This is a genomic window from Pseudomonas cremoris, from assembly GCF_014230465.1.
Genome location: NZ_JAAXCY010000010.1, coordinates 152,831 through 166,132 on the forward strand (window position 1 = coordinate 152,831; position 13,302 = coordinate 166,132).

General features: G+C 62.8%; 14 protein-coding genes. 3 read left to right on the forward strand and 11 right to left on the reverse strand.

Features of this window, described 5'->3' with window-relative positions:
* Positions 1–11: 11 nt before the first annotated feature.
* Genes HF257_RS23850 through HF257_RS23870 form a run of 5 tightly spaced genes read right to left on the reverse strand, consistent with a single transcriptional unit; the run spans position 12 to position 4,179 of the window.
* Positions 12–1,232 (reverse strand): M20 family metallo-hydrolase, encoded by a 1,221-nt coding sequence (locus tag HF257_RS23850; protein ID WP_185710170.1) that lies wholly within the window; start codon positions 1,230–1,232, stop codon positions 12–14.
* Positions 1,229–2,023 carry an amino acid ABC transporter ATP-binding protein gene (locus HF257_RS23855; protein ID WP_185710171.1) on the reverse strand — a complete coding sequence of 265 codons (795 nt, stop codon included), beginning with the start codon at positions 2,021–2,023 and terminating at the stop codon, positions 1,229–1,231. Before HF257_RS23855 ends, HF257_RS23850 begins: the two co-directional genes overlap by 4 nt.
* Positions 2,024–2,027: 4 nt before the next feature.
* Positions 2,028–2,675, reverse strand: coding sequence for an amino acid ABC transporter permease (locus HF257_RS23860; protein ID WP_185710172.1), 648 nt, complete (start codon positions 2,673–2,675; stop codon positions 2,028–2,030).
* On the reverse strand, positions 2,675–3,331 hold the full coding sequence (locus tag HF257_RS23865; RefSeq protein WP_185710173.1) for an amino acid ABC transporter permease: 657 nt from the start codon (positions 3,329–3,331) through the stop codon (positions 2,675–2,677). The genes HF257_RS23860 and HF257_RS23865 overlap by 1 nt, the downstream gene beginning before the upstream one ends.
* Positions 3,331–4,179 (reverse strand): transporter substrate-binding domain-containing protein, encoded by an 849-nt coding sequence (locus tag HF257_RS23870; protein ID WP_198913746.1) that lies wholly within the window; start codon positions 4,177–4,179, stop codon positions 3,331–3,333. Before HF257_RS23870 ends, HF257_RS23865 begins: the two co-directional genes overlap by 1 nt.
* A 243-nt stretch (positions 4,180–4,422) precedes the next feature.
* On the opposite strand from HF257_RS23870, the gene hpaA reads away from it, so the two are divergent.
* From hpaA to HF257_RS23885, 3 genes are all read left to right on the forward strand, one after another.
* Entirely contained in the window at positions 4,423–5,325 is a 903-nt protein-coding gene (gene hpaA, locus HF257_RS23875; RefSeq protein ID WP_185710231.1) for a 4-hydroxyphenylacetate catabolism regulatory protein HpaA, read from the forward strand.
* A gap of 97 nt (positions 5,326–5,422) precedes the next feature.
* Entirely contained in the window at positions 5,423–6,592 is a 1,170-nt protein-coding gene (locus tag HF257_RS23880; RefSeq protein WP_185710175.1) for a p-hydroxyphenylacetate 3-hydroxylase oxygenase component, read from the forward strand.
* Between the two features lie 57 nt (positions 6,593–6,649).
* Positions 6,650–7,573: a p-hydroxyphenylacetate 3-hydroxylase reductase component gene (locus HF257_RS23885; protein ID WP_185710176.1), complete on the forward strand. Its 924-nt coding sequence runs from the start codon at positions 6,650–6,652 to the stop codon at positions 7,571–7,573.
* A gap of 388 nt (positions 7,574–7,961) precedes the next feature.
* Here the strand turns inward: HF257_RS23885 and hpaI are convergent, their stop codons facing one another.
* The 6 genes from hpaI to HF257_RS23915 all read right to left on the reverse strand — a co-directional run bounded on the left by hpaI (position 7,962) and on the right by HF257_RS23915 (position 13,302).
* Positions 7,962–8,759, reverse strand: coding sequence for a 4-hydroxy-2-oxoheptanedioate aldolase (gene hpaI / locus HF257_RS23890; RefSeq protein WP_185710177.1), 798 nt, complete (start codon positions 8,757–8,759; stop codon positions 7,962–7,964).
* A 10-nt stretch (positions 8,760–8,769) separates the two neighbouring features.
* The gene (gene hpaH / locus HF257_RS23895; protein ID WP_185710178.1) at positions 8,770–9,573 is read right to left on the reverse strand and encodes a 2-oxo-hept-4-ene-1,7-dioate hydratase; all 804 of its coding nucleotides are present in this window, start codon (positions 9,571–9,573) and stop codon (positions 8,770–8,772) included.
* A gap of 25 nt (positions 9,574–9,598) precedes the next feature.
* Positions 9,599–10,003 carry a 5-carboxymethyl-2-hydroxymuconate isomerase gene (locus HF257_RS23900; protein WP_185710179.1) on the reverse strand — a complete coding sequence of 135 codons (405 nt, stop codon included), beginning with the start codon at positions 10,001–10,003 and terminating at the stop codon, positions 9,599–9,601.
* Positions 10,004–10,016: 13 nt separating this feature from the next.
* A complete protein-coding gene (gene hpaD, locus HF257_RS23905) occupies positions 10,017–10,940 on the reverse strand; it encodes a 3,4-dihydroxyphenylacetate 2,3-dioxygenase (RefSeq protein WP_185710180.1) in 924 nt (307 codons plus the stop codon).
* Between the two features lie 117 nt (positions 10,941–11,057).
* On the reverse strand, positions 11,058–12,518 hold the full coding sequence (gene hpaE, locus HF257_RS23910) for a 5-carboxymethyl-2-hydroxymuconate semialdehyde dehydrogenase (RefSeq protein WP_185710181.1): 1,461 nt from the start codon (positions 12,516–12,518) through the stop codon (positions 11,058–11,060).
* A gap of 19 nt (positions 12,519–12,537) precedes the next feature.
* Positions 12,538–13,302: a fumarylacetoacetate hydrolase family protein gene (locus tag HF257_RS23915; RefSeq protein ID WP_185710182.1), complete on the reverse strand. Its 765-nt coding sequence runs from the start codon at positions 13,300–13,302 to the stop codon at positions 12,538–12,540.

Consider the following 13,302-nt stretch of genomic DNA (forward strand, 5'->3'; position numbering starts at 1 on the left):
TTCCTATGGGTTCAGGGTTGTTCGGCAAGTGCAACCAGGCTCCAGGCCAGAGCCTGGGCGCCCGCCAGCAGTTGCGTGGGTTCGGTGAATTCCAACGGGTTGTGGCTGATGCCGTCGCGGCTGGGGACGAACAGCATGGCGGTGGGGCAGTGCTCGGCGAGGTACATGGCGTCGTGGAACGCGCCGGAACGCAGGGTTTCCCAGGGCAGGCCGGAGGCGTCGCAGGCTTGCTCCAGTACGCTGAGGATCTTGGGGTCGAACGCGGTGGGCGCATGGCTGAACAGGCTTGTCAGCTCGGCCGTGGCCGGCAGGCAATCGCTCAACTGTGCATCGAACGCCGCGAGGACGGCCGGATCAGCGTGGCGGAAATCGATGCTGAAGGTGACTTCGCCGGCAATCGTATTGATCGCATTGGGGAACACATTCCAGCGGCCGAAGGTCAGGCGCTTGTCGTCGCGCGCCAGTGTGTCTGCCAGTGCATCGATGTGCCGGACAGTGTTCATCGCCAGCAGCATCGCATCGTTGCGCATCGCGTGCGGCGTGGTGCCGGCGTGGGCCGAGGCGCCTGTGCAGCGCACCTGGTACCAGCGCACGCCTTGGATGCCCGAGACCACGCCCAGGGGGATATCGGCCTGTTCCAGCACCGGGCCTTGTTCGATATGCAGTTCGACGAAGGCGTGGGTTTGGATCTTGTCGCGCAACGGGATGTCGGCAAATCGCAGGGCGTGGGCGTCCAGTGCCTGGCCCACCGACACGCCGTCCTTGTCCAAATTGTTGCGATAGGCAGCCAGCCGCGCCGGTTCGATGTAGGCGCTGGACCCCATGGCACCGGGGCTGAAACGGCTGCCTTCTTCGTTGGTCCAGACCACCACTTCGATGGGGCGGCGGGTGAGCACATTGGCGTCGTGCAAGGCATGCAGGCATTCGAGGCCGGCCATGACGCCGTAGCACCCGTCCAGCGTGCCGCCGGTGGGTTGGGTGTCGATGTGGCTGCCGGTCATCACCGGCGGCAGGTCTTCACGGCCGTCACGGCGCAAAAACAGGTTGGCGCAAGCGTCGGTCCACACGGTGCAGCCGAGCTTGCGCGCTTCGTCGATCAGCCAGGCGCGGGCCTGGAGATCTTCTTCCGACAAGGCCTGGCGGTTCATGCCGCCATTGGCGCTGGGGCCGAAGGTGGCCAGGGTATCCAGCAGGCCTTGCAAGCGCGTGGATGAAACGGCGAGTGCGGTCATGACGTCACCTGCAGGCTGCGGTTGAACCAGGGTTTGAGGAACTGTTGCAGGCGCTCGGTCTTCGGCGCATTGAACAGCCCTTGGGGCGCGCCGGTCTCGATGATCTGCCCGGCTTCCATAAACACCACCACATCGGAAATCTGCGCGGCGAAGCTCATCTCGTGGGTGACCATGACCATGGTCATGCCGTCGTCGGCGAGGCTGCGGATCACTTGCAGCACTTCTTCCACCAGCTCCGGGTCGAGGGCCGAGGTGGGCTCGTCCAGCAGCATCAGGCGTGGTTTCACCGCCAGTGCGCGGGCAATGCCGACGCGTTGCTGCTGGCCGCCCGACAGCCGCGCCGGGTAGGCATCGGCCTTGGCGGCCAGGCCGACGCGGGCCAGTGCATGATCGGCCAAGGTGCGTGCTTCGGACTTGGCCATGCGCTTGCCCAGTACCAGCGGGGCCATGACGTTTTCGCGCACGCTCATGTGCGGCCACAGGTTGAATTGCTGGAACACCATCGACAACGGGTTGCGCACTTCATCGACCTTGGCTTCGCTGTCGCAATCGCTGACTTGCCGGCCAGGGCCGCTGTAGCCCAGCAGTTGGCCGTCGATCCACACTTCGCCTTCGTCGTAGCGTTCCAGGAAGTTCATGCAGCGCAGGGCGGTGGTCTTGCCCGAACCCGAAGGCCCGATCAGCGAGACGATTTCACCGGCCTGCACCTGCAGGTCAAAGCCGCGCAGTACGCGGTTGGCGCCATAGGACTTGCCGACGCCGCGCAGTTCAAGAAGCGGTAGGTTGCTCATCCGGTCAGCCTCGTAGATGACGGGTCATGCGCCGCGCCAGGCTGCGGGCTACCGCCGCGACCGTGGTGGTCAGCAGCCAGTAGCTCAACACCAGCAGGGCGTAGGGCATGACATAGGAAAAGGTGGTGGACACGATGCGCCCGGCGGTCAGCGTCAGTTCCGGCACGGTGATGATCGAGGTCACGGCGCTTTCCTTGATGGTCAAGATCACTTGGTTGCCCAGCAAGGGCAGGGCGAAGGCCAGTGCCTGGGGCGCTTGCACATGCCAGAACACCTGGCGTTGCGACAGGCCGTGCACCCGCGCCGCTTCCACCTGGCCGTGGGGCACGCTGGCCCAGGCAGAGCGGAACAACTCGGCGAAATACGCTGCGCTGTACAGCGCCAACGCGAGGACGCTGGCCTCCACCGCCTCCAGGCGCAGGCCTATCGCCGGCAAGCCGAAATAGATCACCGCCAGTTGCGCCAAAAACGGCGTGCCACGGATCAGCCACACATACACGCGGTACACCAGGGCAAACCCCGGCACCCGCAGGCGCAAGGCGTTCAGGCCGAAGCCCAGGGCCAAACCGATCACGGCGGCAGCCAGGCTGATGCCCAGGGTCACCAGCAGTGCGTCGGCAAAATCCGGCAGGTAACTCAATACATCCTGCATCAGGTGCGCTCCTTCCAGCGGCGTTCCAACAGGCTGCCGAGCACGCTCAGCAGGCTGGTCAGCACCAGGTAAAACAGCGCTGCCACCAGGTACACCTCAAGCGGACGATAGGTCTGCGACACCAGCTGTTGGCTGACGCGCATCAGGTCGGTGATGGAAATCACCGAGACCACCGCCGACACCTTGATTACATCGATCAGCTCGGAAATCAGCGCCGGCAAGGTCAGGCGCAGCACTTGGGGCAACTGGATGTGCACCAGGGTGTTGTACTTGCCCAGGGCAAAGATCGATGCCGCTTCCAGTTGCCCACGCGGGATCGCCGCAAAACCGCTGCTGAGGATCTGCGACTGGTAGGCCGCCGTGTTCAAGGCCAGCGCCGCCGCTGCGGCGACCATGGGTGGAATGTCCAGGCCCAAGGCCGACGGCAGGTAAAACAGCAACAGCAGTTGCGCCAGCATTGGCGTGCCGCGAAAGAAACTCACGTAGACCCGGGTAAACGCCACGCCCACCCGGCTGTGGCCGTTGGCCAACAGGTGAATGAGCACTCCCAGCACAAAACCCAGCAGCATGCCGATGATGCACAGCCACAACGTGGTCCATGCGCCCTCGAGCAAGGCCGGCCAATACAGGGCGAGACGGCTGCTGAAATCGTTCATCAGATGCTCGGCACCGGCATGGCGTCGGTCGGCAGTTGCATGGTGAAGCCGAACCACTTGTCTTGCAGGGTCTTGAGGGTGCCATCCTTCGAGGCGCGGGCGATGCCGTCGCTGAACAGTTTGACCAGGCTGGCGCTGTCGGCGTCTTTGCGGCCGACCCAACCGAAGTAGGTCACTGGGCCGACCATCTCAGGCAGGGTACTGAACACGCCCGGACGGGCCTTCATCAGCGGGCCGAGGTTGGACAGTGATTGGGCCACGCCGTCGAGGCGACCGGTGGCCAAATCGGCATAGGCTTCGTCAAAGCCGACGTATTCCTTGATGCGCTTGAGGCCCGGCTGGCCTTCGGCCTTGAGCTTGGTATCCAGGGCCTGCAACACTGCCAGTTGGCCGGAGCCAGCTTGTGATCCGATCACACGGCCGTTGAGGTCGGCCAGGCTCTTGATGCCCGCGTCGTCGGCGCGCTTGAGCAAGGCCACGGTGGATTCGGCAATCGGCACGGTAAAGGCGAACTGTTCGAAGCGTGCCTTGTTGACGGTGACCGAGGTGACCACGAAGTCGAACTTCTTGGTGTCCAGGCCCGGCAGGATGCCCTGGAAGGGCAGGTCCAACTGGCGCACCTTGACCCCCGGCAGGTCGGCGTCGAGCACGTAGTGCATCAGGTCGGCGCCGTAGCCGACGATCTTGCCGTTCTCAACGGATTCGAATGGCGCGAAACGCGCTTCCGTCGCCACCACAATCTCGTTTTTCTGCTTGATCCGCTGCAACAGATCGTCGGCGTGGGCCACGGACACACTGCACAGCGCAGCCAGCGACAAGGACAGTGCTTTTAACGTGAATCGCATCATCGTCATTCCCCTTGAAAGGTCGGTAATTTCATTCAAGTAGCTTGAATAAATATACAGAGGCATGAAGTGTGCCAATTCTCCGGGGCCTTTGATTTACGGGAGAGGGAGGATTCAGGACGGGCGATAGGGCACTGAACGTGCACCGAAGAGAGGCTGTTGCTTTGTTGTGGTGCGCTGATACCTTGAGCGGGTGCATCCTTGCGGCCGTGCAGCGCCTACAACAAGAAGAGCAGAGTTTCCATGATCACCGAGCGTTCGCCGATTCCCAACATCAATATCGGCCAAGTCTATGACCAGCGTTACAGCGACGCCGACATCCACTACGACCGCCTCAGCAACCTTGCGGGGTTCTTCGGGCGCAATATGCCGGTGCATCGGCACGACCGGTTTTTCCAGATGCACTACGTGAAAAACGGTGCGGTGCGGGTGTACCTGGATGACCAGCAATACGTCGAACGCGGGCCGATGTTTTTCCTCACGCCGCCTACCATCCCCCATTCCTTCGCCACCGAGCCCGACAGCGAAGGCCATGTGCTGACGGTCAAGCAGCAGTTGGTATGGAGCCTGTTGGAACAGGACCCGAGCCTGGCACCTGCACCGAGTATGGCGCCGGTGTGCGTGGCGTTGGACAAGCTCGACGCCGCGTTCAAGCCCGAAGCCGAGCGCCTGAGCCTGCTGCTGGATGAACTGCGCCGTGAATTCGATGGCCGCGCCGTAGGCCGTGGGCCGGCGCTTGAGGCGCTGACGCGGTTGATCATGACCGGCCTGTTCCGCTTGGCTGGGCAGACGCTGGCGGCGCGTCCGGCGCGGCATGAGGACCTGCAGGTGTTTTATCGCTTCAATGCGCTGATTGAAGAGCGCTATCTGGAACACCTGCCGCTGGCGGTGTACGCCAGTAGCCTGGGGGTCAGCGAAGCACGCCTGAATGATATTTGCCGACGCGTCGCGGCGTTGTCGTCCAAGCGCCTGGTGCTGGAGCGCTTGATGCAGGAAGCCAAGCGGCTGCTGTTGTTCACCGGGCATTCGTCGAATGAAATCTGCTACCGCCTGGGCTTCAAGGACCCGGCGTATTTCAGTCGTTTTTTCCAGCGTTACGCGCACATGGCACCGGGTGAATACCGTGCGACCCAAGGCGGGTTCAAGTAGCCCTATGGAAAGTACAAGCGTCCCCATGGAACATCCATTCCGCCCCTGACCTACGCTGGCAATACTGGACACCAACTCCAATAACAACAGGTGTCCCATGCAACAGCCCAACCCCTTGCTTGAAGACCTCAAGGCCCTGCTGCCGACCATCGCGGCCAATGCAACGCAGGCCGAGAAAGATCGGAAAGTGCCAGAACAAAACATCGCCTTGCTCAAAAGCATCGGCCTGCACCGTGCCTTCCAGCCCCGCGTTTATGGTGGACTGGAGATGTCTCTGCCGGCGTTCTGTGACTGCATCGCCTTGCTGGCCGGAGCCTGTGCCAGCACCGCTTGGGCGATGAGTTTGCTGTGCACCCACAGCCACCAGTTGGCGATGTTTTCCAAGCAAATGCAGGACGAGTTATGGCTGGAAAACCCCGACGCCACTGCCAGCAGCAGCATCGCGCCGTTCGGCAAGGTCGAGGAGGTCGAGGGTGGCGTGTTGTTCAGCGGCCAGATGGGCTGGAGCAGCGGCAGCGACCACGCTGAATGGGCGATCATGGGCTGCCGTCGGCACAACACCGAAGGAGGCCAGGACTACTGCTTCGCAGTGTTGCCACGCAGTGATTACCAGATCCTGGATGACTGGTTTGCACTGGGCATGCGTGGCAGCGGCACCAAGACGCTGAGCGTCGACAACGTGTTTGTGCCCAACCATCGCATCCAAAAGGCCAAGGACATGATGGAAGGCAAATCCGCCGGGTTTGGCCTGTACCCCGACAGCAAGATCTACTACACGCCGTATCGCCCGTATTTCGCCAGCGGTTTCTCCACCGTCAGCCTCGGCGTGGCCGAGCGGATGCTGGAAGCGTTCCGCGACAAGACCCGCAACCGCGTGCGTGCCTACACCGGTGCCCAGGTCGGCGCGGCCACCCCGGCCCTGATGCGCCTGGCCGAGTCCACGCACCAAGTGGCGGCGGCTCGCGCGTTTCTCGAAAAGACTTGGCAGGAACATGCCGAACACGGCGAACGCCATGTGTACCCGTCCAAGGACACCCTGGCGTTCTGGCGCACCAACCAGGCGTACGCGGTGAAGATGTGCATCCAGGCCGTGGACCGCTTGTTCGAAGCGGCCGGTGGCGGCGCGTGGATGGAGAACAACGAGCTGCAACGGCTGTGGCGCGACGCGCATATGACCGGGGCGCATGCCTACACCGACTACGACGTCTGCGCGCAGATCCTGGGCCGCGAGCTGATGGGGCTTGAGCCTGATCCGACGATGGTCTGAGGGGTTTCTCAACAATAATAATCAAGGGTGCTGCGTGTGCGGCGCCAGGAGTCTTGCATGTCTACGCCATTTGATTCGCGCGCCTTTCGCCGTGCGCTGGGCAACTTCGCCACGGGGGTCACCGTGGTCACCGCCGCCACTGAGGGCGGTCAACAGGTGGGTGTGACCGCCAACAGTTTCAACTCGGTATCGCTGGATCCACCGCTGGTGTTGTGGAGCATCGACAAGCGTTCCACCAGCCATGGGGTGTTTGAGCAGGCCAGCCATTTTGCGGTGAACATCCTGGCGGCGAACCAGATCGACTTATCCAATAATTTCGCCCGGCCCCGGGAAGACCGCTTTGCCGGTATCGCCCATGAGCGCGGTGAAGGGGGTGCCCCGGTATTTGCCGATTGTGCGGCGCATTTTCATTGTGAGAAGTACCAACAGGTGGACGGTGGCGATCACTGGATCATGATCGGCAAGGTGGTGCGCTTTGACGATTTTGGCCGCGCGCCGTTGCTGTATCACCAGGGGGCTTATTCGATGGTGTTGCCGCATTCGCAACTGGCCCAGGGCGAATCCGTCGACCAGCCCGTCAGCGACTTCCAAGGGCGTTTGCGCGGCAACCTGTACTACCTCATGACCCAGGCGGTGCGCAGTTACCAGTGTGATTACCAACCCCGGCAACTGGCGACCGGCCTGCGCACCAGCGAGGCTCGCTTGTTGATGGTGTTGGAACGGGACGCCGGCCTGAGCCCGAGTGAACTGCTGCGGGAAGTCGCGATGCCCCAGCGTGAGGTGGACGAGGCTATCGTCAACCTGACCCGCAAAGGCTTGGTGAGCGAGGCGGGAGGGCGTGTGCACCTGACAGGGCAGGGCATCGAACAGACCGAAGGCTTGTGGGAGATTGCCCGACAGCAGCAAGAGCGGGTGTTTGGCGAGTTTGACGCGCAAGAGCTGGAGCACTTCAAGCAAGTCTTGCTCAAGGTGATCTTGTAGTGAGCGGGCTTGCCCCGCGCCGGGCTGCGAAGCGGCCCTAAAACCTGCCACCGCGATGTACCTGATACAGCGCGGCGGTCTTGTTGGGGCTGCTTCGCAGCCCAGCGCGGGGCAAGCCCGCTCACTACAGGGCAATGTTGCGCAGGTGACTTCTTACCCACCGCTTTCGCAGGCAAGCCACACAGTTGGATTGGTGCCAGGCTCGGGAACTGGGTACACCGCTGATCCCCTGTGGGAGCGGGCTTGCTCGCGAAGGCGGCGTGTCAGTTAATACAAGTGCTGGCTGACCGACCGCTTTCGCAGGCAAGCCAGCTCCCACATTTGGATTTGTGTCAGGCTCGGGAACTGGGTACACCGTTGATCCCTGTGGGAGCGGTGTGTTTGGGGATCAGTACACCCCACCTGCTGCGGGTGCAGGGGGTTCGATATTTTTGAAGCGACCCGCCAGGGTTTGCAGGCCGCGCATCAACACGGTGGTATCCACGCCGACGGCCACAAATGTAGCGCCCAATTCCAGGTAGCGGCGCGCCAACGTCTCATCAGCACTCAAGATACCCACGGCCTTGCCCGCTTTACGCACGCGTGCAATCGCATCCTCGATAGCCGCTTGCACGTCCGGGTGGCCAGGGTTGCCGCGATGGCCCATGGCGGCCGACAGGTCCGCAGGCCCGATGAACACGCCATCCACACCGTCCACTGAAGCAATCTCATCCAGGTTCGCAAGGCCCACGGTGTTTTCGATCTGCACCAGCAGGCACATTTCTTCATCGGCCTTATCCAAATAGTCAGGCACGCTGTTCCAGCGTGATGCCCGCGCCAGGGCACTGCCGACGCCGCGTACACCGTGGGGCGGGTAGGTGATGGCGCGCACCAGTTCGCGGGCTTGTTCGGCACTTTCAACCATGGGCACCAGCAGGGTTTGCACGCCAATATCCAGCACTTGCTTGATCAGCGCCGTGTCGCCCACCACCGGGCGGATGATCGGTTGCGACGGGTAGGGTGCAATCGCCTGCAACTGGCCAAGCAGGCTGCGCAAGTCATTGGGGGCGTGCTCGCCGTCGATCAGCAACCAGTCAAAGCCGGCGTTGGCCGCCAGCTCCGCGCAGTACGCATCGGCCAGGCCCAGCCACAGGCCGATTTGCGGTTCACCGGCCTTGAGGCGGGCCTTGAAGGCGTTTTTCAGCATGGTTCAACCCTCAGACGAAGCGGCAGGCGATGCTGCCCAGTTGGTCGTAGTCGACATGGAAGGTGTCCCCTGGATTGGCCGCTACCGGCCGGGTGAAGGAGCCGCCAAGGATGATCTGGCCCGCTTCCAGGGTCACGTCGTAGGCCGCCAGCTTGTTGGCCAGCCATGCCACGCCTTTGGCCGGGTGGTTGAGCACGGCGGCGCTGACACCGGATTCCTCGATCACTCCGTTGCGGTACAGCACCGCCGGAATGCGCCGCAGGTCGACGTCGGTGGGGCGCACGGGGCGGCCGCCCATCACCACGCCGGCGTTGGCGGCGTTATCGGAAATGGTGTCGAACACTTTGCGGGTCGTGCCGGTCTGCGGGTCGATCTGCTGGATACGAGCGTCGATGATTTCCAGTGCCGGGATCACCCATTCGGTGGCGTCCAGCACGTCGAACACCGACACGTTCGGGCCCTTGAGCGGCTTGCCGAGGATGAACGCCAGCTCCACTTCAACCCGTGGCACGATAAAACGCTCGAAAGGAATGTCGGTGCCTTCGTCGAAGAACATATCGTCGAGCAAGGCGCCAAAGTCAGGTTCGGTGATGTTCGATGACACTTGCATGGCGCGCGAGGTCAGGCCGATCTTGTGGCCGACGAGCTTGCGCCCGTCCTTGATTTTCTGTGCCACCCACGCGCGCTGGATGGCGTAGGCGTCTTCGATCGTGATGTCGGGGTAGGCCAGGGAAAACTGTGGCACCTGCTGGCGGGTGCGTTCGGCGGTGTTCAGGCGATCGGCCGCCTGTTGGATCAACGTTGAATCGAGCATGGCGGGTTTCTCTGCAAAGAAGCATTCAGCGGTTGAACAGCGGGTGCAGGCTGCTGTGTTTGCCGTCGTAGACTTGGCCTGGGCTTTCGTCGATCTGCAGGGTGATGCCGATCGGTCGTTCCAGCAGCAGGTGGCCCAGGCGCGCGTTCAACACCGCCAGCAACTGGTCGCCGACTTGCTTGTGCACCGTGGCGCTGCGGCCTGCGCCCATGCGCAGGTTGGCGTACAAAAAGCCGTAATTACCCTGGCCATCCGCCACGGCGCTGTGGGCGGCGGGGTAGGCCAGCACGCGGGTGCCGCCCTTTGGGAAAACGGTTTTGCCGCTTTCGTCGTGTTGTTCAAGCATGGTGTCGGCAAGTGCGCGGCACAGGCCTGGGATATCGGCGCAGTGTTCCAGATCGGCGGTGTAGAGCAGCACGAGATGGGGCATGTGAAGCTCCTGGTCAAAGGCGGCTGGTGGACGCCACGGCGGAAGGGTTGGACGCACTGGCCGGCGGCGTCGCCGAACCGTCTTGTGGCGTCACCGGGAACACTGCGTTGATCTGGCCGGTGCCGGAGGCGGCGAAGTAGGGCGTGAGCACCTCGACCTTGGCGTCGTAGTTCGACCAGCCCATGGCCCCCAGCAGCATCGCGGTGTCGTGCATGAAGCCCTCGCCATGCCCCTTGGCCGCATACTCCGGAAGCATGCCGCAGAACTCGGCCCACTCGGCGTGTTCCCACATCTGCACCACGCGCTCGTCGAGGGTTTCGAGGAACGGGCTCCAGATTTTGGTGGCGAACTCCGGTGCCTGGCCGTTCTGCGCAAAACGGTGCGACAGCGAGCCACTGGCGAGGAACGCCACGGTGCCGTCGTAGTGGTCTTCCACCGCCTTGCGCATGGCCCAGCCCAGACGCGCGCTGTCGTTGAGGTAGTGCGAGGTGCACAGCGACGACACCGAGATCACCTTGAAATGCTGGTCGGCGTTCATGTAACGCATCGGCACCAGGGTGCCGTATTCCGGTGCGAGGGTGGTGGCGTGGTGGGCCATGGTTTCCACGCCCAGGCGGTTGCATTCATCGGCGAGGATCTTGCCCAGCGCCGGGTTGCCCGGGAACTCGTATTCCATGTTGCTGATGAAATGCGGCAGTTCGTTGCTGGTGTACAGGCCTTTGAAATGCGGCCCGCAATTGATGTGGTAGTTGGCGTTGACCAGCCAATGGGTGTCGAACACCACGAGGGTGTCCACCCCCAGTTCGCGGCAGCGCCGGCTGATTTCGAGGTGGCCGTCGATGGCGGCCTTGCGAAACCCTTGGCGTGGGCCGGGCAGTTCCGACAGGTACATCGAGGGAACGTGGGTGATCTTGGCAGCGAGAGCAAGCTTGCCCATGACGGTTCTCCTGGCGGGGCCCTCGGGGGCCCGTATTCTTGTGATGGTCTGCGCGAAGGTAGCCGGTGACCCTTGCCGTTTTATAAACCCGGCAGGGTCACGATTGCGAGTCGATCGTTACACACCCCAGCGTGGAATGTGGTGGCTGCCCATGGAGATGCAGATGTTCTTCGCTTCAGTGAACACTTCGAAGCTGTACTCGCCGCCTTCACGGCCAGTGCCCGAGCCCTTCACGCCACCGAACGGCTGGCGCAGGTCGCGTACGTTCTGGCTGTTGATGAACACCATGCCGGCCTCGATGCCGTAGGCCAGGCGATGGGCCTTGCCGATGTCCTGGGTCCAGATGTAGGAGGCCAGGCCGTACTCGGTGTCGTTGGCCAGGCGCAGGGCCTCGGCTTCGTCCTTGAACTTGATCAGGCACACCACCGGGCCGAAGATTTCTTCCTGCGCAATGCGCATGCGGTTGTCCACATCGGCAAACACGGTGGGTTGGATGAACTGGCCCTTGGACAAGTGCGCCGGCAGGTTGGCCGGGCGCTCCAGGCCGCCGGCCAGCAGGTTGGCGCCTTCCTCGATGCCGATCTTGATGTAGCCGGTGACCTTGTCGTAGTGGGCCTGGGTGATCATCGAGCCGACCTGGGTTTTCGGGTCTTGCGGGTCGCCGACGATCAAGCGCTTGGCGCGGGCTACGAACTCGGCGACGAACTGGTCGTACACGGTTTCCTGGATAAAGATGCGGCTGCCGGCGGTGCAGCGTTCGCCGTTCAACGAGAAGATGGTGAACAGCGCCGCATCCAGGGCGCGATCGAGATCGGCATCGTCAAAGATCAGCACCGGGCTCTTGCCGCCCAGTTCCATCGAGTACTTTTTCAGGCCGCCTGTCTGCATGATCCGGCGCCCGGTGGCGGTGCCGCCGGTGAAGGAGATGGCGCGCACATCCGGGTGGCGCACCAACGCATCGCCGGCCGTGGCGCCGTAGCCTTGCACCACGTTGAGCACGCCGGGCGGGATACCGGCTTCGAGCGCCAGGCGCCCCAGTTCATTGGCGGTCAGCGGCGACAGTTCGCTCATCTTCAGCACTGCGGTATTACCCAACGCCAGGGCCGGCGCGGTTTTCCAGGTGGCGGTCATGAACGGCACGTTCCACGGCGACACCAGCGCACACACGCCCACCGGCTGGCGCAGGGTGTAGTTGAGCATCTGGTCGTCCACCGGGTAGCTATGGCCGTCCATGCGCGTGCAGACTTCGGCGAAGAAGTCGAAGTTGTGGGACGCGCGTGGGATCAGCACGTTCTTGGTCTGATGGATCGGCAGGCCGGTGTCCAGGGTTTCCAGTTCGGCCAGGTTGGGCACGTTCTGCTCGATCAACTCACCGAGCTTGCGCATCAACCGGGCGCGTTCCTTGGCCGGGGTGTTGGCCCACTTGGGGAAGGCTTCCTTGGCAGCAGCCACGGCCAGGTTGACCTCATCGGCACCACCGCTGGCGACTTCACCAAGGGCTTCGCCGGTGGCCGGGTTGTAGTTGGTGAAGGTGTCGGGGCTGTCGACTTCGCGGCCGTTGATCCAGTGCTTGATCATGCTGTTCTCTCTGTTGTTTTCAGCCGCGAGCGGCAAAGAATTCGGATTCACTGACAATGCGGTTGACCAGCCGGCCAACGCCTTCGACCTCCACCACCACCTCATCGCCCGGCACGACGTCGGCCAGGCCTTCGGGCGTGCCGGTGGCGATCATGTCGCCCGGTTGCAGGGTCATGAAGCTGGAGAAGTATTCGATCAGGTAAGGGATGTCGAAGATCATGTCGGCGGTGCTGCCTTCTTGTTTCAACTCGCCATTGATCCAGGTGCGCAACTTGAGGGCTGACGGGTCGGGCACATCGGCGGCGTCGACGATCCAAGGGCCGACCGGGGTGGTGCAGTCGCGGTTTTTTACGCGCAGGTTGGGGCGGTAGTAGTTTTCCAGGTAGTCGCGGATGGCGTAGTCGTTGCACACCGTGTAGCCAGCCAGGTAGCTCAGCGCGTCTTCACGCTTGACGTTGCGCGCCGGCTTGCCGATCACCGCCACCAGTTCGCACTCGTAGTGCATGTACTTGACGTTGTCGGGGCGCCAGGTGGTTTGTTTGTGTCCGGTGTAGGTGCCGGGGGATTTGATAAAGGCCAGCGGCTCGGTCGGCGCATTAAAGGCCAATTCAGCGGCGTGGTCGGCGTAGTTCAGCCCCAGGGCGAACATGCTGCCCTCGGCGGGCGGCAGCCATTCAACTTGCTGCTCGGCGAGTAGGCGGCCATCGGCGAGGCGGACGGCGTTGTCGGCCTCTACCGTGACCGCATGGATTTGGTTCTGATAGCGAATGCGTGCGTGCTTCAT